This window comes from Actinomadura graeca, assembly GCF_019175365.1.
GTDB lineage: Bacteria > Actinomycetota > Actinomycetes > Streptosporangiales > Streptosporangiaceae > Spirillospora > Spirillospora graeca.
The window spans coordinates 4,357,575-4,374,974 of the sequence record NZ_CP059572.1 but is presented as its reverse complement, the minus strand read 5'-3'; the positions used below and the strand labels follow the sequence as shown (position 1 = coordinate 4,374,974).

Sequence of the window (17,400 nt, the reverse complement as noted above, 5' to 3'; positions counted from 1 at the left end):
CGCGGGCGTGCCGCGGCGCCCTCAGCGGGGGAGCTTGACCACCGAGACGAAGAAATCATCGATCTTGCGGACGACGGAGATGAACCGGTCGAAGTCCACCGGTTTCGTCACGTACGCGTTGGCGTGCAGGTCGTAGCTGCGCAGGATGTCCTCGTCGGCCTCGGACGTGGTGAGCACGACCACGGGGATGCGGCGCAGGTCACCGTCGTTCTTGACGTCGTGGAGCACCTCCCTGCCGTCCTTGCGCGGCAGGTTGAGGTCGAGCAGGACGAGGTCCGGGCGGGGCGCGTCCGCGTAGTCGCCCTCGCGGCGCAGGAAGGCCATCGCCTGCTCGCCGTCGTTGACGACGTGCAGGCTGTTGTTGACCTTGTTGTGCTCGAACGCCTCGACGGTGAGCAGGATGTCGCCGGGATCGTCCTCCACGAGCAGCACTTCAATGGGGCGCGGGCCTTTGGTCATCGTGGTCTCCTGCGGGGAGCGTCCAGCGGAACGTGGTACCGGGCGAACCGCCCCGGTCGCGGGTGTCGAGCCAGATCCGTCCTCCATGGAACTCGACGATCTTCTTGCACAGGGCGAGCCCGATGCCCGTACCGGTGTACTCCTCGCGCGGGTGGAGCCGCTGGAAGATGAGGAAGATCCGGTCGGCGTAGCGGGGCTCGATGCCGATGCCGTTGTCGGCGCAGCGGAACTCCCACTCGGCGCCGGAGCGGCGGGCGTCGATGGTGACGCGGGGCGGTTCGTCCGGGCGGCGGAACTTCACCGCGTTGCCGATCAGGTTCTGGAACAGGCGGGCGAGCTGCGCGGGGTCGCCGGGCACGGACGGCAGGTCCCCGACCTCCACCTCCGCGCCGGTCTCCTCGGCCAGCGTCCCGAGGTCGTCGAGCACCTGCCGGGCGATCGCGTTCAGGTCGACCGAGTCCTCCGTCCGCGTGATCCGGCCGACCCGGGAGAAGCCCAGCAGGTCGTTGATGAGGGCCTGCATGCGCTTGGCGCCGTCCACGGCGAACGCGATGTACTGCCGTCCGCGTTCGTCGAGCTGGTCGCCGTAGCGGCGCTCGATCATCTGGCAGAAGCTCGCGACCTTGCGCAGCGGCTCCTGGAGGTCGTGGCTGGCCACGTACGCGAACTGCTCCAGCTCGGCGTTCGAGCGGCGCAGCTCCCCCGCCTGCGCGTCCAGCCGCCGGGTGGCCTCGGTGGTGGCGCGCCACTCGTCCAGGATGCGCCGCCGCATCCCGTCGATGATCACGGCCAGCTCGTCGATCTCGGCCGGGCCGCGGACGTCCAGCGGATGCGCGAAGTCGCCCAGCGCGACGGCCCTGACCTGGCCGCCCAGCAGGGACATCGGGGTGAGGACGGTCCGGCGGAACACCAGGGTCAGCGCGAGGGCCGCCAGCACCACCAGGCCGAGCGCGACGACCGCCGACCACAGGGCCGTGCTCGCGCGGCTGCGCAGCTTCGCCGCGGCCTCGCCGTGCAGCGTCGTGATGCTCCTCTGCAACGGCGCGATGTCGTTGCGGATCGTGCTGAACAGGCGGCGGGCCTCCTCGTCCCGCGCGCGCTCGATGGCGCGGCCGCCAGGCGTCGCGGCGAGCGGGTCGGCGAAGCCGGTGCGCCAGGCCGCGGCGTCGGCGGAGACGCGGTCGAGCATGTCGGTGACGGTCGCGCCCCGCGCGACCCCCGAGAGCAGCCGCCGCATCTTCGCCGCGGCGGCGCGTTCCTGCGCGACCGCCGCCCGGTAGTCCAGGACGTGGGCCGGTCGGCCGGTGGAGGCGTAGTCGCGGATCGCCATGTCCTGGGCGGCGATCGCCGAGGACAGCCGGAACTGCTCCAGCGTGGCCGGGTCGATCCGGTCGATGAGGGTGTTGCGGGCCTGGTTGTTGCCGTAGAGGGCGGACCCGGCCTGCGCGAACGAGACCAGGAGCAGCAGCCCGAGGATGATCGACCCCCACCGGTAGATCTGGACGAGCCGGAGCCGGCTCATCCCGCGCGGCTCGGGCAGTCCCGCCGCGGGCATCACCACCGGCGGCCCGATGATCTCTGTGAGCGCCGCCTCGCCGGTGGGCTCGCCCGCCCGGCCGCCCGCCGCGTCGCCCGCCGTCTCGCCCGCCGTCTCGCCCGCCGCGTCGCGCGCAGGGTCGCGCGTCGCGTCGCCCGCCGGGTCGTGCGCCGTCCGGGGTGTCGTCTCCTCCGGGCCGGGTGTCACGATCCGCCCCGGCTCAGCAGCAGCACGGCCAGGTCGTCGGGGAGGGCCTGGCCGTTGAGCCGCTCGGCCTCGGCGATCAGGCCGTCCACCAGGGCGTCGCCGCGCCGTCCGCCGCCGTGCGCCGCCTGCGCCATCTCGATCAGCCCGGCGAGGTCGAGCCGCTCCCCGCCGTCCCCCGCGTACCCCTCGATCAGCCCGTCGGTGTAGAGGAGCAGCCCCCACGAGTCGCCGAGCTCGATGTCGGCGGCGGGCCACCGCATGCCGGGCATCAGCCCGAGCGCGGGCCCGCGCGGCTCGTCCGGCACGGCCTGGACGCCGGTCGGCCCGAACAGCAGCGGCCGCGGGTGGCCCGCCCGGTGCAGCCGCGCGCTGCGCCGGTCCGGCGAGATCGTGATCATGCAGACGGTGGTGAAGATCTCCTCGCTCCAGCGCTCGTGCTCCAGGACGGCGTCGAGCGTCTCCAGCAGCCGCTGCCCGGTGTGGCCGGCCAGGACGAGCGTGCGCCACGCCATGCGCAGCCGCACCCCGAGGGACGCCTCGTCCGCGCCGTGCCCGCTGACGTCGCCGATCACCACGTGGACGGCGCCGTCGTCGGTCTCCACGGTGTCGTGGAAGTCGCCGCCGAGCAGCGCGCGGTCGCGTCCGGGCCGGTAGCGGGTGTGGTGCCGCAGCCCCCGGTCGTTGAGGATCGGGACGGGCAGCAGCCCCCGCTCCAGCCGCGCGTTCTCGCGGCTCACCGCCCGCGCCTCGACGAGCTGCCGCTCGGACTCGTCGGCGCGCTTGCGCTCGATCGCGTAGCTGATGGCGCGGCTGAGGAGCGCGCCGTCCACGTCCTGCTTGACCAGGTAGTCCTGCGCCCCGGCGGCGACCGCCTCCACGCCGACGTGCGCGTCGGCGAGGCCGGTCAGCACCAGGACGGCCGTGCCCGGCGCGCGGGCGAGCACCTGCCGCAGCGCGTCCAGGCCCTCGGCGTCCGGCAGCGTGAGGTCGACGATGACGCACTGCACGTCCGGGCGGAAGGCGGCGAGGGCCTCGGCGAGCGTGCTCGCGACGGTGATCCGGACGTCGGGCTGCACCTCGGTCAGCAGTTCCCCGAACAGGAACGCGTCTCCGGCGTCGTCCTCGACGAGGAGCAGATGCAGGGAGCCCGCGACGTCCAGGAGCCGTTCGGCGCCGCGACCGTGCATCGCGGGCATACGATCAGCTCCTTCGCCCTGCGGAACCGTGCAGGTGACGGGCGTTCTTCTTTTGCAGTCGAGCAAATATATGCCAGCCCGCCGGGCGCTCGTGAGGGAACACCGGCGCACGGCAGGGGCGCCGTGCGTTCTGCCTGGTCAACCGCCCCATGACGCCTCTGGCAGCATCCGGCGCGGCCTCCCGCGCCACCTCCCGCACGGCCTCCCGCGCCGCCGCTCGGGCGGCACATCGTCGTGTGGCTCCGGCACCCTGCGCCCCGTGCGTCACATGTCGGCGATGAGCTTGTCGACGCGTTCGTCGACGGAGCGGAACGGGTCCTTGCACAGGACGGTGCGCTGGGCCTGGTCGTTCAGCTTCAGGTGGACCCAGTCGACGGTGAAGTCGCGCCGCTTCTCCTGCGCCCTGCGGATGAACTCGCCGCGCAGCCGGGCCCGGGTGGTCTGCGGCGGCACCGACTTGGCCTCGAAGATGTCCAGGTCCCGCGACACGCGCTCGACCGAGCCGCGCTTCTCCAGCAGGTAGTAGAGACCGCGGTCGCGGTGCACGTCGTGGTAGGTCAGGTCGAGCTGCGCCACACGCGGCGAGGACAGCGGCAGGTCGTACTTGTGGCGGTAGCGCTCGATGAGCTGGTATTTGGTCACCCAGTCGATCTCCCGGGCCACCAGGTCGAGGTCGCCGGTCCCCACCGCGCGCAGGGTCCGCTCCCACAGTTCCAGGACGCGCAGCGCCACGGCGTCGCCGCCGTGCCGGTCGACGAAGTCCTTGGCCTTGCCGAAGTACTCCTCCTGGATCTCCAGCGAGCTGGCCTCGCGGCCGTTGGCCAGCCGGACCTTCCGCCGTCCGGTCGTGTCGTGGCTGACCTCCCGGATCGCCCGGATCGGGTTCTCCAGCGTGAGGTCGCGCATCACCACGCCCGCCTCGATCATCCGCAGCACCAGGTCGGTCGCGCCGACCTTGAGCAGCATCGTCGTCTCGCTCATGTTCGAGTCGCCGACGATCACGTGCAGCCTTCTGAACCGCTCGGCGTCGCCGTGCGGCTCGTCGCGGGTGTTGATGATCGGGCGGGACCGGGTCGTCGCCGACGACACGCCCTCCCAGATGTGCTCGGCCCGCTGCGACACGCAGTACACCGCCCCGCGCGGGGTCTGGAGCACCTTGCCGGCGCCGCAGACGATCTGCCGGGAGACCAGGTAGGGGATCAGGACGTCCGCGAGGCGGCCGAACTCGCCCTGGCGGCTGACGCAGTAGTTCTCGTGACAGCCGTAGGAGTTGTCGGCCGAGTCGGTGTTGTTCTTGAACAGGTGGATGTCGCCGGCGATGCCCTCTTCGCGGAGCCGCTGCTCGGCGTCGACCAGCAGGCCCTCCAGGATCCGCTCGCCCGCCTTGTCGTGTGTCACCAGGTCGATGACGCTGTCGCATTCGGGCGTGGAGTACTCGGGGTGGCTGCCCACGTCCAGGTAGAGCCGCGCGCCGTTGCGCAGGAACACGTTGCTGCTACGGCCCCACGACACCACCCGCCGGAACAGGTAGCGCGCCACCTCATCAGGTGACAGCCGCCGCTGGCCACGGAAGGTGCAGGTGACGCCGTACTCGTTCTCAAGCCCGAAGATGCGTCTGTCCACACCCGTGAGCGTATGCGGCCCGGGGCACGGTCGGTGGTCCTCTGAGCCTCTGTTCGACCGCTGTGGAGCCAGTGCTCTGTGGCCTGGCCGGACGTGACGGGCTTCGTCCGCGGTCGGCCACGACGCCCTCACCCGCGCCCTCACCCGGGGCGTGATCGGGTCGTGATCAGGCGCTTTTCGGGGTCTGCCGGGCGGCTTTCTGGGCGGCCTTGCGCTGCGCGGCGGCGGACCTGGCCCGGTTCAGGCTTTCCCTGACCCGGGCCGCGCCGCGCATTGCCGTGGCGGTGTCCTTGACGCGGCCCGCGTAAACCGCGAGAACCTCCGCGACCGGCGGCGGCGACCATTCCTCCTTCATCAGGACGACGGGGGGCGCGGGCCCCTGGGCGCCAGCGGGCACGGCGTTCGCGGGCGCGGCGCCCGGGGGGACGGGGACGAGCGCGAGATGCGATTGGCAGTGCGGGCACTGCACCCCCGGATGGGTGTCTCTGCTCATAACAAGAATCATTACCCAAAGGTCTGACAAAACCGGGGCGCGGTCCCTTGCCCCGTCCCTTGCGCCGCCCCTTTAGAAGGTGATGGGTAACGATCACGCCGTCCTCAATCAAGAGGGCGGCGTGACGTGGCGTCCGGTTAATGCGGGCTTCGCGATGACGGTCGGAAGCGGCCGCCGGGGCGAGGCGGTCGGCTGCCGGTGGGGCGGGCGCACCGGGCTCTGGTGGTCGCCGTGCCGCAGGTAGGTGGCGCCGCAGCAGACGAGCGCGACGAGCACCGCGATCCAGGCCATGATGCGCCCCGCGCGCAGCCCGTATCCGCTGGTCAGCCAGAGGATGTGCAGTGCCCAGCGTCTCCACTGGTCGGGCTCGCCGTGGCGGCGCATCTCGAAGGCGTTGTAGCGGAAGTCCCGTGCCAGGGCGTGGCGGCCGCATCCGGCGGTGGCACGTGCCAGCTCGCGGTAGAGGGCATCCAGCCGGTCGGAGCCGCGGTCCGTCCTGTCGCCGGAGCGCCGGGCGAGGTCCTCGGCGAGGACGGCCCGGCCGTGCCTGCGCCACCGCAGCCCGATGCGTGTCGGGCCGACGCGCATGTACGCGGCCCGCTCTGTGGGGGCCCGCTGCGCGGCGCCGCCGTCCGGGGTGGTGGAGAGAGACCACCAGGGCCGCCGGACGGGCAGGGTCGCGAAGAGGCAGTCGCCGGAGATCCGCAGCAGATCGGGGCGCCGGAGCCCGAGGAAGGCGCAGTCCCTGAGGTCCACGTCCGACAGGTGCAGCCCGCCCGAGGCGACCTCCCGCAGCGACCGCAGCCGGATCGCCGATGGACCGGTCCAGGCGGGTTCGGGCAGCCCCGCGATCGGCTGGGGCAGTGACCGGACCGTGATCGTCTCGCCGACGTCGGCCCGTTCCAGGTCGAGGTCGGCGTGCCGGAGCCGGAACTCCGCCGCGCCGCGCACCGTCACGCCCCGGGCCGACACCTGCCGTGCCGTCGCGTGGACGCGCAGCCCGGCGTGCGCGCAGGCGTCCGCGAGGCCGATCCGCCCGCCGGCGACCAGCGGGCCGAGCCACAGTCCCCGCCGGAACCTGGCACGTTCGAAATGGGCATGGCGCGTCACCTGGACGCGTTTGAAGGAGACGGCGCCGCCGAAGCACGCCGCCTGCATCGCCGCGTCCCGGCCGAAGAGCGCGCGGTCGAAGCAGGCCGCGCCGATGAACACGGCGTTGCGGAAGGAGGCGTCGGCGTGCCAGCCCGCCTCGCCGAACAGCGCGTCTCCGGCGAACACGGCCTCCTCGAAGGAGGCGTGCCGGTGGAACCGCGCGGCATGGAACGACACGTTGCCGCCGAAGCGCGCGCCCCGGAACGAGACGTTGCCGAAGAAGCGCGCGTCGTAGAAGGAGGCGCCGCCCAGGAAGCACGCGCCGTCGAACGAGCTGTCGCCCTCGACACAGGCACCGTGCAGAACGGCATGGGACGGGAGGACGGCGCCGTCGAAGCGCGTCCGCCCGATGTGGGGCCGTCCGTCCGGGCCGGTCAGGGCGTCGAGTAAGGCGTCCAGCAGCCAGGCCGGGACGGTGACGCCCCGCAGGTCCAGATCCGCGCCGGGACGGATGCCCTCGGCGAACAGATCGAAATCCCCGGGGGAGAGGTGCGCCGGGCAGCCCCCGAACTCCGCGACGGCGCGGCCGGTGCATCCGTAGACGGCCGTGCACCGCGGCCAGAGCACCGTGGTCAGGGGCGGCTGCGTAGGCTCGTGAGGGGTCACCTTTCTCGTTCTACCTACGTCGGGTGCCCACGTGAAGGTCTCCTGGTGGCCAGGTCGGTACTCCTTCGCGGTGACCCAGCGCACGGCCGTGGCCATCAGGGGCCACGCCCACCTCGGCTTTCCCTCTCGCGCCCTCTCCCGCCACCCCTGTCCCAGGGACCCCGCGACCGGCTTCGGACGTTTCGCTCGCATCCGTCACCCTACGGTCATCGGATCGTCCGGAGCGTAGTGGCGGCGATCCAGGTTCCGGATCACCGAGTGATCAGGCGGAACCGCGGGCATGATCGGCGTATCTGATCCTTCGGCGAGACCGCTACGTTCGACTGCCGTTCACTTTGCTCGGGAAAAATTACGGACATGACAGTCAATCCAGGACATCTCCCTCGTAACGATGAGGTGCTGCCCGACGACCGCTTCCTTGACCGGGAGGAGAGCTGGCTCAGGTTCAACCAGCGCGTCCTGGAGCTCGCCGAGGACCCGGCGCTGCCGCTGCTGGAACGCGTCCGGTTCCTCTCGATCTTCTCGAGCAACCTGGACGAGTTCTTCATGGTGCGGGTCGCCGGGCTCGCCCGCCGCATGGCGACCGGGCTCGCCGTCCAGTCCGCGAGCGGCCGGCAGCCGCGCGAGGTGCTGGAGCGCACCGCGGGCGTCGCGCACGAGCTGATGCTGCGGCACGCCGCCGCGTTCCGCAACGAGATCCGTCCCGCCCTCGGCAAGGAGGGCATCGACATCCTGCGCTGGGACGAGCTGGCCGAGACCGAGCAGGAGCGGCTGCGGCGGCTGTTCCGCGACCGAATCTACCCCGTGCTCACCCCGCTGGTCGTCGACTCCGCGCACCCCTTCCCCTACATCTCGGGGCTGTCGCTCAACCTCGCGGTGATCGTCCGTGACCCGGAGACGGACGCGACGATGTTCGCGCGGGTCAAGGTGCCGCCGCTGCTGCCGCGCTTCATCGAGGCGTCCCCCGACCGGTTCACCCCGCTGGAGGACGTGATCGCCGCGCATCTCGGCCAGCTGTTCGTCGGGATGGAGGTCGTCGAGCACCACGCGTTCCGCGTCACCCGCAACCAGGACCTGGAGATCGACGACGACATCAGCGAAGGGCTGCTCCAGGCGCTGGAGCGCGAGCTGCTGCGCCGCCGGTTCGGGCCCGTCGTCCGGCTGGAGGTCGAGGAGTCGATCTCCGAGGGCGTGCTGGAGCTGCTCACCGACGAGCTGATGGTGGACGAGGGCCAGATCTACCGCGTCGGCGGCCCCCTCGACCTCGGCGGCCTCGCGGCCATCGCGGACCTGGACCGCCCGGAACTGAAGTACCCCCCTTTCGTCCCCTCCAAGGAGGCCCTGCCGGAGGATGCGAGCATCTTCACCGCCATCCGTGAGCGGGACGTGCTCGTCCACCACCCCTACGACTCGTTCACCACGACCGTCCAGCGGCTGATCGAGGACGCCGCCGCAGACAAGCGCGTCCTGGCGATCAAGCAGACCCTCTACCGGACGAGCGGCGACTCCCCGATCGTCGACGCGCTGATGAGCGCCGCCGAGGCCGGCAAGCAGGTCGTCGTGGTCGTCGAGCTGAAGGCGCGCTTCGACGAGCGCGCCAACATCGCGTGGGCCCGCAAGCTGGAGACCGCCGGCTGCCACGTCGTCTACGGGTTCGTCGGGCTGAAGACGCACTGCAAGCTCGCGCTGATCGTCCGCCAGGACGCGGACGGCACCCTGCGCCGCTACTGCCACATCGGCACCGGCAACTACCATCCGAAGACCGCGCGGCTCTACGAGGACTTCGGCCTGCTCACCGCCGACCCCGAGGTCGGCGAGGACGTCAGCGCCCTGTTCAACCACCTCACCGGCTACTCGCGGCAGAGCTCCTACCACCGGCTGCTCGTCGCGCCGCACAGCCTGCGGTCCGGGCTCGTCCAGCGGATCGACCACGAGATCGACAACCACCGCGCCGGGCACTCCGCGCGGATCCGGATCAAGTGCAACTCGCTGGTGGACGAGATCGTGATCGACGCGCTCTACCGGGCGTCGCAGGCCGGTGTGCCGGTGGACGTCTGGGTGCGCGGCATCTGCGCGCTCCGTCCCGGCGTGCCCGGCCTGTCGGACACCATCCGGGTGCGCAGCGTCCTCGGCCGGTTCCTGGAGCACTCGCGGGTGTTCGCGTTCGAGAACGGCGGCGAGCCCGAAGTGTGGATCGGCAGCGCCGACCTGATGCACCGCAACCTCGACCGCCGCGTCGAGGCGCTCGTCGCGGTCCGCGACCGGGCCCAGCGGCGCGAGCTGCTCACCCTCCTCGACACCGCCATGGACGAGGGCACCCACGCCTGGACGCTCGCCGGAGACGGCACCTGGACGCGCGGCAAGCCGCCACCCGGCGAGACCCTCCTGGACATCCAGAGCCACCTGGTCCGGAGCCGGCGGTGGAGGACGGTCGATGGCTGACACGATCCACGCCGCGGGGGCCGTCCTCTGGCGGGACGGCCCCGAAGTGGGGCTGATCCACCGTCCCCGGTACGACGACTGGTCCTTCCCCAAGGGCAAGGTCGACAAGGGCGAGCACGTGCTGCGCGCCGCCGTCCGCGAGATCGAGGAGGAGACCGGGCTCGTGGCCCGCCTCGGCCGCCGCCTGTCCACCAGCGGCTACCAGGTCGGCGGGCGCGACAAGCGCGTCGACTACTGGTCCGCGCGGCCCGTCGCCGAGGCCGGGTTCGCCCCCAACGACGAGGTGGACCGGCTCGTCTGGCTCCCCGCCGGGGAGGCGGGGGCCCGTCTCACCTACGAGCGCGACGCGGAGCTCCTCCAGGAGTTCCTGCGCGGGCCGCTGCGCACCTGGCCCCTGGTGATCCTGAGGCACGCCGAGGCCGGTGAGAAACGGCAGTGGCGCGAGCCCGACGAGCTGCGTCCCCTGGACGAGCGGGGCCGCTCGGAGGCGTCCGCCCTGGCCGGGCTCCTGCATTCCTATGGCCCGGCCAGGCTGATCAGCTCGGCGACGGCCCGCTGCCTGGAGACCGTCCTGCCGTATGCGCGGCTGCTGCGCTCACCGGTCGTGACCGACGCCGCGTTCACCCTCGGCGAGACCGGCGCGGACCGTGCCATGGAACGCGCCCTCGACCTCGTCGCGGACGGGACGCCGACCGTCGTGTGCACGCACGGCGAGGTCGTCTCCGACCTCGTCACGGGACTGTGCAAGGAGATGGGGGAGACGGTCCCGGACGACCCCGGCCTGCGCAAGGGCGAGTTCTGGGTCGCCCACATGGACACCTCGGCCGTCGCCGCCCTGGAACGTCACGGCCCGGTCAGAAAGACGGCCCGAGCGTCTGCGACCAGGTGACGTCCAGCCGGTCGCGCGCCGCCTCCGCCGCGCACTGCTCCTTGCCATAGAGCACACCCAGGGTGAACGCGTCGGAGGCGGCCACGCGCGGGCGCGTCCCGGCCGTCTGGAGGTGCTCCATCGCGATGATCCCGTCCTGGTATTCGCCGAGGACCTCCTGGATCCGCTTGGCGTCCTTGGCGACCCTGCGCGCGGCCACCCCTAGCACGGGCACGGCCACCTCGGCGGCGTACCGCGCGCGCTTGGCGGCCTTCCGGGTGTCGTGGCGCGCGATGTCGGGGTCCTCTGCCACCGCGATGGTCGCGTACTGCTTGGCCATCCGGTCCCATGCCTTGGTCACGAGGACCGGCAGTTCCTTCCGTGCCTTCTTCTCGGCGGCCTTCCCCAGCGGCGGCTCCGCGATCAGCGATTCCAGCCTGTCCAGCAGCGAGAAGTACCGGGCGTCCTTCAGGGCGATGTTCAGCCTGCGGTAGGCGGCGCGCTCCTGCCGCGCGAGATCCTCCATCCACGCGGACGCCGCGCCGTCCAGCTTCTCCTCGAAGCGCATCCGCAGCACCTCCAGGTCGCGGACCTCGCCCAGCGCCGCCGCGAGCCACTTCAGCTCCTCGCCGAGCGTGCCGTCCACGTCCAGGACGGTCCGGTAGCTCTTGAGCGTGCTGCGGATCCTCCGCACCGCGATCCGCATCCGGTGGACGGCGTCGTGCTCCCCCATCCGCGCCTTCGGGTCGTACTCGACGACCGCCTCGACCTGCGCGGCGAGGTAGGCCATCACGGTCTCCGCCGTCGTCACCACGGGCGCCTTGCCGTTCTGGGTCGCCGCCACCAGCCGCGCCCGCGTCGCCGCCCTGGCCGCCTTCGCCTCAGACGGGACGATCGCCCCGTCCAGCAGCCGCCCGAGCTTGGACGACGACTTCGCCCGCTTCGCCCCCGCCCGCCGCAGCCGCTTCCCGACGGCCTTCAGCAGCTCGTGCGTGCCGTCGCCGAGCTCGACCTCGATCTCCCGCCACTGCTCGGTCACGGCGGCCACGGCGAGGACCACCGCGTCGGCCGTCGCCGCCTCCGCCGCGACGGCGTCCGGCACCCGGACGTCCCGCCCCGTCACCAGGTCGTCGGCGACCTCGGCCAGGACGCCGCCGTCCTCGTCCAGCAGCCGCACCACCGTCCGCTCGGTGTCCAGCGTCGCCACCGGGTCGAGCGCCGCGCCCCGCGTGTACGCCGCCACCAGCGCCGCCAGCCGCGGGGGGACGATCCGGGGCCGTCCCAGCGGCGCATGCAGCTCCTGCTTGCTGTCCGGCCCCAGCGGCATCTTCAGATGCCACCCCGCGTCCGACCCGCCCCTCCGCCGCCGCAGTGTGATCCCGTGCGCGGCCAGCCGCAGATCCCGCGTGTCGAAGTAGCTCGCGTGCAGCTCGTGCGTCACCGGCTCGCTCACGGACGCCACCCCGGGCAGCCCGTCCAGATCCGGCAGGACGAACTCGGCGACGGCGTCGTACTTATGTTCGATCTCCACATGCTTGACGGCCACGATCTGCTCCTCCAAGGGGGTCGGACGGCGGTGAGCACACCCTGGTGGCCAGCATTCCACGCCTAGGTGAACAGATACAGAAACGCTCATGGCGGCTCCTGGCGGGCTCTCGTCCCACCGGAAAACCCCGTCCCGCGGCAAGCCCACTCTCACATGACCGCGCAGTAAGGCCAACGTGCTCCACCCGGATGCAGACTTACAGTGTTCACTTCTTTACTTTGAGTCACGTCAAATCCCCTCCGCATCTGGGAGCACCCATGCGAAGTTTCGCGTCGAAGCTCGGTGCCGTGACGGCCTCCGCCGCCCTCGCCCTCACCCTGTCCCCCGCCGCACACGCCGAAGAGGCGGCCGCCTACTTCGAGGTCACCACCTACCAGGACCGGTCCGTCATCAAGCTCACCGACCCCGCGAAGATCGAGCACGCCCGCGGCATCGTCAACGGCACCGAGAAGGAACGGGTCCACGTCGTCGGCCGCATCCTCAAGACCCCCGCGCCCTACAACCCCGGATGGAGCTTCCACCTCAATCCGGACACCATCGACTTCTTCCAGGTGGCGATCGAGGTCTGCGACGCCACGACCAGCTACGTCGAGGAGCACCTGGACGAGGCCGGCGGGGCGTTCCTGCCCGGCCTCGTCTGGTGCCCCTGGTCCTCGAAGGTGATCCGCGAGGTCACCCCCGGACGCGGCTGACGCCCAGGCGCGCCGCGGGCGGGAGGCCCGCGGCGCGCCGCCGCGTCCGGCCTACCATGCCCCCGTGCGCACCCTCGTCCTCTGGGACATCGACCACACGCTCATCAACGCCGGCGGCGTGAGCGCCGAGATCTACGCGGCCGTGTTCACCCGCCTCATCGGCCGCCCGCCCGACCTGGTCGCCCCCATGGCGGGCCGCACCGACCTCGCCATCACCGCCGACACCCTCCGGCACCACGGCGTCGACCCCACGCCCCGCATCATGGAGTCCTTCACGGGGGCGCTGGCCGACGCGTTCACCGCCCGCCAGGCGGAGATCACGACCCGGGGCCGCGTCCTGCCGGGCGCCCGCGCCCTCCTGGAGGTGCTGGCGGACCGTCCGGACGTGGTCCAGTCCGTCCTGACCGGCAACATGCGCCCGATCGCCGAGTGCAAGCTGGCGGCGCTGGACCTGGCCACCCTCGTCGACTTCGACGCCGGCGCCTACGGGCTGGACGGCACCGAACGCCCGCCCCTCGTCAAGCTCGCCCAGCAGCGCGCCGCGCACAAGTACGGCGAGGAGTTCGACGCGGCCGCCACCGTTCTCATCGGCGACACCCCGCACGACGTCCGCGCAGGCCACGAGGGCGGCGCCCGCGTCGTGGCCGTCGCCACCGGCGCCACGTCCGCCGCCGACCTGAGACTCTCCGGCGCCGAGGTGGTCCTCCCCGACCTCACCGACACCCGGGCAGCCCTCCAAGCCCTCCTCCCACATACCTGACGCTGGTGGAGGTCGCTGACGACTGCCCCCTGCCGGGACTACCGGGCCGCGATCTCCCCACCCAGACCGTCGGGAACGCGAGCACCGTCCAGCGAAAGAGAGACGAGTAAGTCGTCTCGTTCGCGTGGGTCGGCGGCGGCGCGCAGGCGTCGTGCCATCTCCGAGCGAGACCAGTAGGGCGGGGCCTCTCGCACGGCCCGCAGGCGGGCACCGACGATCACCTTCGCGGCGGACATGTCGCCACGCACCTCCTGCCAGTCAAGCCGGTACTCTCATCCTGCCCATGGATCTACGCCAGCGCCGCCGATGCTCCACCCCCGAGCCTCCGCGATCTCCTTGGCGAGGTCAGCCAGTGTCGAGGACGGTCTGTCCGATCCACCTCGCGGGCGCAGAACGGTCCGCACGGCGACGTGGAGTGTCACTTCGGTCTGGGCGGACACGACCTCGCGTGTGAAGTCGGTGACCGTTGTGGCCACCGCCTCGGCGTCCATCCAAGCGCTTGCCTTCGTCAATGCGACGAACAGGTGGACAAGGTCGTTGTACGCGGCTCGTCCCCACTGCTGACCGTGCGCGGTCACCGGCCCGGCCTGACTGCGTGGGCTGTACGGGTCTTGGCGCAGGCGTCCATGGGCGGCCTCGTCGAAATAGGGCATCGCCGCCTTGTGGTCGCCGAGCTCGGCGTAGACCAAGCCGCGTTGAACGGCCAGCTCGGAGGCGTCCAGCCACCAGGACCACGCGGGGTCACGGGAATGCATGGAGTCCTGAAGGACGCTGGCCACGCGCTCCAGCCGGTCCAGGGAACGAGCGCGGTCGCCCGCCTGTGCGAGGGAGCGGGCTGCGCGGATGTTGAACAGCGCCTTGACGCGCGGGGCGAGGGTGACGTCCTCGATGGCGTGCTCCGCGATGCGAAGGGCCTCGCGGCCGTGCCGCTGTTTGACGTCGATCAGCGCGAGATGCGACAGCTCGAACAGCTCCATGGACCGGTCGCCGGCCAGCCGGGACAACAACATCGCCTCATGGGCGGTGGCGCGTGATTCCGCCAGCCGGTTCGCGTCGTACAACGTCCATGCCGCGATTTCACCGGTCTCGCCTGCGGCGGCTAGGAGATCACGCTCATCGGCATCGTGACGACCTGTGGCCAGCGCAGTCTTGGCGGAGGTGAACGCCTGGACGGCCAAGGCAGCGACGCTCGTCCCGCCAAAGCGGCTGTCGAGCACGATCAGGTGCCGGTTCGTGTCCCGGACCAAAGCGGCGTAGTCGTTCGGCGATGCGCTGTCGGCAGCCGGTAGAGCGGGCGCTTGGGAGATCGGGACTCCGAACAGTTCGGCTTGGGTGAGTCCGGTGACGCGTGCGTAGAGGGCGCGGTAGCGGCGTGATGGCGTCCGTTTTCCTGTCTCCCAGTGTTTGATCATCTCGGTGAGGGGGCCGACGTGCGGCAGTCCTGGTCGGTCGCGTGGGTCGGCGGCGGCGCGCAGGAGCCGCGCGAGTTCGGAACGTGACCAGTACGGCGGGGCCTCGCGTATCTCTCGCAGGCGTGCGCCGATGGCCTTTTTGTCGGGGGTCATGAGATGCACCTTCCGGCGCCGGATCGGCGGGGGTCCGATCCCCGGCCGTCCCCAATCATCCCTCTGTCGTTGTGGCGCCCGCCACAGGTTCACTGAGAGTGACGGAACGACAACACTCTTTGCGTCGGGAGACGGGTATGGCTGGCACCTTCGACGGGACCGAGCATCGGCACGCTTATCCGAGGCTGTACGAGCTAATGTGCGCCTTGCAGGGGCGCCGCTTCGTCACGGAGTTGCAGGCCAGTCCGCTGGCCGTGATCGTGACCCGTGCCGATGACCCCGCGGGAGCGAGGCAGATGGTCACGTGCAAGCCGCGGGTCGCCGACCAGGACCGGATGTGGTTCTTCGACGCTTCCGGGGAGCCCATCGCCGAGGCCGAGCACGTCACTGACGCGGCGGTCATCATCGCCGGGTACCTGGCCCCGGCGCCGTGAGCGGCGAGGAGACGTGTGTCGAGGGCTACGTCCTCACGGGTGGCGCCGACGTCTACCTGCTGCTGGATCCTGACACGCGGGACCCGCGGGCCACGATCGTGTCCCTGGGCAATGGGACGTGGCGGGCCCGCACCTTGGATGGCAAGGCCAAGACGTTCGAGCCGCCCGACGAGATCGACCGTCCCGCCCTGTGGGTCGCCGAACAGCTCACCATGGAGGCGCCCGATGGCGGGTGAGCTGCGAGTGGAGCCGTTCGGGCCGGTGGACGCGCTGTACGCCGCGGTCCGGCGGAGGGCGCCGCAGGTCGCGGTGGCGCGCGCCCGGGTGCTGGAGGAGTACAGCGTCCCTAAGCTCGGGGGATTCGGTGTCCTCGGGTTGCGGCTGCATGTGAGCTACCGGGACCGTTCGCTGCGGCGAATCGCGTGGGATGGCGGCGCCGGGACCTTTGTGTGGACGTCCGGGCCCGACAGGGGCGGCATGCTTGCCGCCGACGCTGAGCGGGCGGCCGTCCAGATCGCATGGGCGATTGGCGCACCTGTCTACCCGGGGCCGGCCGGATGGTGAGCCGGAGCGGCGTCGCCTCTCCCAGTGCCGTGATCGTGGGTGGAGCCACGGCTGCGGGGTGGTATGCGCAATGGCCCGGCCGCCAAGGCTCCCGCGGCGCCGGTGACTGAAATCGACCTTCGAACGACTCTCCCCGAGCAGGAAGCGGGCATCTTGAACGCGTATTCCGAAGACATCGAGCACACCAAGGCCGGTCTCCGTGAGGAGTTCCCCGCCTGGTCGATCATCTACACCACGGATACAGGTCGCTGGTGGGCCACGCGCGGGCCTCTCGTCCGCGAGGCGCTGGACGCAGAGGCCGCCGTCGATGCCGATATCCCGGATCCGGGCCCGGATCCGGGAAGTGCGTCCGACCCGCTTGGGGGACGGGCGTTGACCCGGCGTGCCATCTGGACCTGCTCGCGCGCGTCCTGGCCACCGAAGGGTGGTCGTCGCGTCCTCGATACGACCTGACCCCGGCGCGGTTACATGTGCTGTCGTCCGGCCTTCCGTCGGTCGGGGAGAGCGTCCAGGTCAAGGTGGGTGTGGGCGGAGTCCCCTGGTTCACGGGCTCGACCGGTGATCCGATCGCCCCCTGCCACGACCTGGCCAGGGCGGTCGGAGAGATCGGGACTCGGATCGAACCGCACGCCCGGGTTGTGATGCTGCGCGGGGAGGTGAGGCGAGGGGGCGCGCGCTTCGGTGCCGCCCGCTTGTGGAAGGCGCTGAGGCGATGCGGAGGGGGCGAAGACCCGTGCGCTCCGCGGGCCGGCTAGGTGTCCGTGAGGTGGTATTTCATGCCCATGTGGGAGGGGCGGAAGCCGATCTTTTGGTAGAAGCGGATCGCGTCGGGGCGCTGGCGGTCGGTGGTGAGTTGCACCACACGGCAGCCTCGGGCCCGGGCCTGGGTGATGGCCCAGGTGATGAGGGCCTGGCCGACGCCGTGGCCGCGGTGTTCGGCGGCGACGCGGACGCCTTCGATCTGGGCGCGTTCGCGGCCGGTGTAGGTGAGGCCGGGGATGAACGTCAGTTGGAGCGTTCCCGCGATCTTTCCGGCGACCTCGGCGACGACCAGGGTGTTGTTCGGGTCGTCGGCGATGGCGGTGAAGGCGGTGAAGTAGGCCGCTTCGCCCGGTGTTTCGCGGGCCGATCCGAGGGGATCGTCGGCGAGTAGCCGGACGATCTGGGGCAGATCGTCCGCCGTCGCCTCGCGGAAGGTCACTTCTTGATCACGCTGCACATCTCACAGGTTATCCGGGCACTACCGTGCATAAATC

At 71.3% G+C, this 17,400-nt stretch carries 17 protein-coding genes; 8 read left to right on the top strand and 9 right to left on the bottom strand.

Annotated elements, in window-relative coordinates:
• Positions 1-21: 21 nt before the first annotated feature.
• From AGRA3207_RS19230 to AGRA3207_RS19205, 6 genes are all read right to left on the bottom strand, one after another.
• Positions 22-459: a response regulator gene (locus AGRA3207_RS19230; protein ID WP_231336104.1), complete on the bottom strand. Its 438-nt coding sequence runs from the start codon at positions 457-459 to the stop codon at positions 22-24.
• A complete protein-coding gene (locus AGRA3207_RS19225) occupies positions 434-2,203 on the bottom strand; it encodes a sensor histidine kinase (RefSeq protein ID WP_231336103.1) in 1,770 nt (589 codons plus the stop codon). The genes AGRA3207_RS19230 and AGRA3207_RS19225 overlap by 26 nt, the downstream gene beginning before the upstream one ends.
• Positions 2,200-3,399 (bottom strand): PP2C family protein-serine/threonine phosphatase, encoded by a 1,200-nt coding sequence (locus AGRA3207_RS19220; RefSeq protein ID WP_231336102.1) that lies wholly within the window; start codon positions 3,397-3,399, stop codon positions 2,200-2,202. Before AGRA3207_RS19220 ends, AGRA3207_RS19225 begins: the two co-directional genes overlap by 4 nt.
• 264 nt (positions 3,400-3,663) lie before the next feature.
• The gene (gene pafA / locus AGRA3207_RS19215; protein ID WP_231336101.1) at positions 3,664-5,022 is read right to left on the bottom strand and encodes a Pup--protein ligase; all 1,359 of its coding nucleotides are present in this window, start codon (positions 5,020-5,022) and stop codon (positions 3,664-3,666) included.
• A gap of 166 nt (positions 5,023-5,188) precedes the next feature.
• Positions 5,189-5,515, bottom strand: coding sequence for a hypothetical protein (locus tag AGRA3207_RS19210; protein ID WP_231336100.1), 327 nt, complete (start codon positions 5,513-5,515; stop codon positions 5,189-5,191).
• Positions 5,516-5,623: 108 nt separating this feature from the next.
• Positions 5,624-7,273 carry a pentapeptide repeat-containing protein gene (locus tag AGRA3207_RS19205; RefSeq protein ID WP_231336099.1) on the bottom strand — a complete coding sequence of 550 codons (1,650 nt, stop codon included), beginning with the start codon at positions 7,271-7,273 and terminating at the stop codon, positions 5,624-5,626.
• A 357-nt stretch (positions 7,274-7,630) separates the two neighbouring features.
• Between AGRA3207_RS19205 and AGRA3207_RS19200 the strand changes: the two genes are divergently transcribed.
• Together AGRA3207_RS19200 and AGRA3207_RS19195 are read left to right on the top strand one after the other, a co-directional pair.
• Complete coding sequence (locus AGRA3207_RS19200; protein ID WP_231336098.1) at positions 7,631-9,715, top strand: RNA degradosome polyphosphate kinase; 2,085 nt, start codon at positions 7,631-7,633, stop codon at positions 9,713-9,715.
• Positions 9,708-10,604, top strand: a complete 897-nt coding sequence (locus AGRA3207_RS19195) for an NUDIX hydrolase (RefSeq protein WP_231336097.1) — start codon at positions 9,708-9,710, stop codon at positions 10,602-10,604. The genes AGRA3207_RS19200 and AGRA3207_RS19195 overlap by 8 nt, the downstream gene beginning before the upstream one ends.
• On the opposite strand, the gene AGRA3207_RS19190 is transcribed toward AGRA3207_RS19195, so the two are convergent.
• On the bottom strand, positions 10,570-12,129 hold the full coding sequence (locus AGRA3207_RS19190) for a CYTH and CHAD domain-containing protein (RefSeq protein WP_231336096.1): 1,560 nt from the start codon (positions 12,127-12,129) through the stop codon (positions 10,570-10,572). The genes AGRA3207_RS19195 and AGRA3207_RS19190 overlap by 35 nt on opposite strands.
• Before the next feature lie 257 nt (positions 12,130-12,386).
• Here AGRA3207_RS19190 and AGRA3207_RS19185 point away from each other — a divergent pair, with 257 nt between their 5' ends.
• Positions 12,387-12,821 carry a BP74-related protein gene (locus AGRA3207_RS19185; RefSeq protein WP_231336095.1) on the top strand — a complete coding sequence of 145 codons (435 nt, stop codon included), beginning with the start codon at positions 12,387-12,389 and terminating at the stop codon, positions 12,819-12,821.
• Positions 12,822-12,885: 64 nt separating this feature from the next.
• On the top strand, positions 12,886-13,581 hold the full coding sequence (locus tag AGRA3207_RS19180; protein ID WP_231336094.1) for an HAD family hydrolase: 696 nt from the start codon (positions 12,886-12,888) through the stop codon (positions 13,579-13,581).
• 272 nt (positions 13,582-13,853) lie between these two features.
• Here AGRA3207_RS19180 and AGRA3207_RS19175 read toward each other — a convergent pair whose 3' ends face one another.
• Positions 13,854-15,146: a helix-turn-helix domain-containing protein gene (locus AGRA3207_RS19175; RefSeq protein ID WP_231336093.1), complete on the bottom strand. Its 1,293-nt coding sequence runs from the start codon at positions 15,144-15,146 to the stop codon at positions 13,854-13,856.
• Positions 15,147-15,283: 137 nt separating this feature from the next.
• Here AGRA3207_RS19175 and AGRA3207_RS19170 point away from each other — a divergent pair, with 137 nt between their 5' ends.
• From AGRA3207_RS19170 to AGRA3207_RS19155, 4 genes are all read left to right on the top strand, one after another.
• A complete protein-coding gene (locus AGRA3207_RS19170) occupies positions 15,284-15,580 on the top strand; it encodes a hypothetical protein (RefSeq protein ID WP_231336092.1) in 297 nt (98 codons plus the stop codon).
• On the top strand, positions 15,577-15,816 hold the full coding sequence (locus tag AGRA3207_RS19165; protein WP_231336091.1) for a hypothetical protein: 240 nt from the start codon (positions 15,577-15,579) through the stop codon (positions 15,814-15,816). The genes AGRA3207_RS19170 and AGRA3207_RS19165 overlap by 4 nt, the downstream gene beginning before the upstream one ends.
• Positions 15,806-16,144 carry a hypothetical protein gene (locus tag AGRA3207_RS19160; RefSeq protein ID WP_231336090.1) on the top strand — a complete coding sequence of 113 codons (339 nt, stop codon included), beginning with the start codon at positions 15,806-15,808 and terminating at the stop codon, positions 16,142-16,144. Before AGRA3207_RS19165 ends, AGRA3207_RS19160 begins: the two co-directional genes overlap by 11 nt.
• 63 nt (positions 16,145-16,207) lie before the next feature.
• Entirely contained in the window at positions 16,208-16,597 is a 390-nt protein-coding gene (locus AGRA3207_RS19155) for a hypothetical protein (protein WP_231336089.1), read from the top strand.
• A 298-nt stretch (positions 16,598-16,895) separates the two neighbouring features.
• Here AGRA3207_RS19155 and AGRA3207_RS19150 read toward each other — a convergent pair whose 3' ends face one another.
• The gene (locus tag AGRA3207_RS19150; protein WP_231336325.1) at positions 16,896-17,345 is read right to left on the bottom strand and encodes a GNAT family N-acetyltransferase; all 450 of its coding nucleotides are present in this window, start codon (positions 17,343-17,345) and stop codon (positions 16,896-16,898) included.
• Positions 17,346-17,400: the final 55 nt, after the last annotated feature.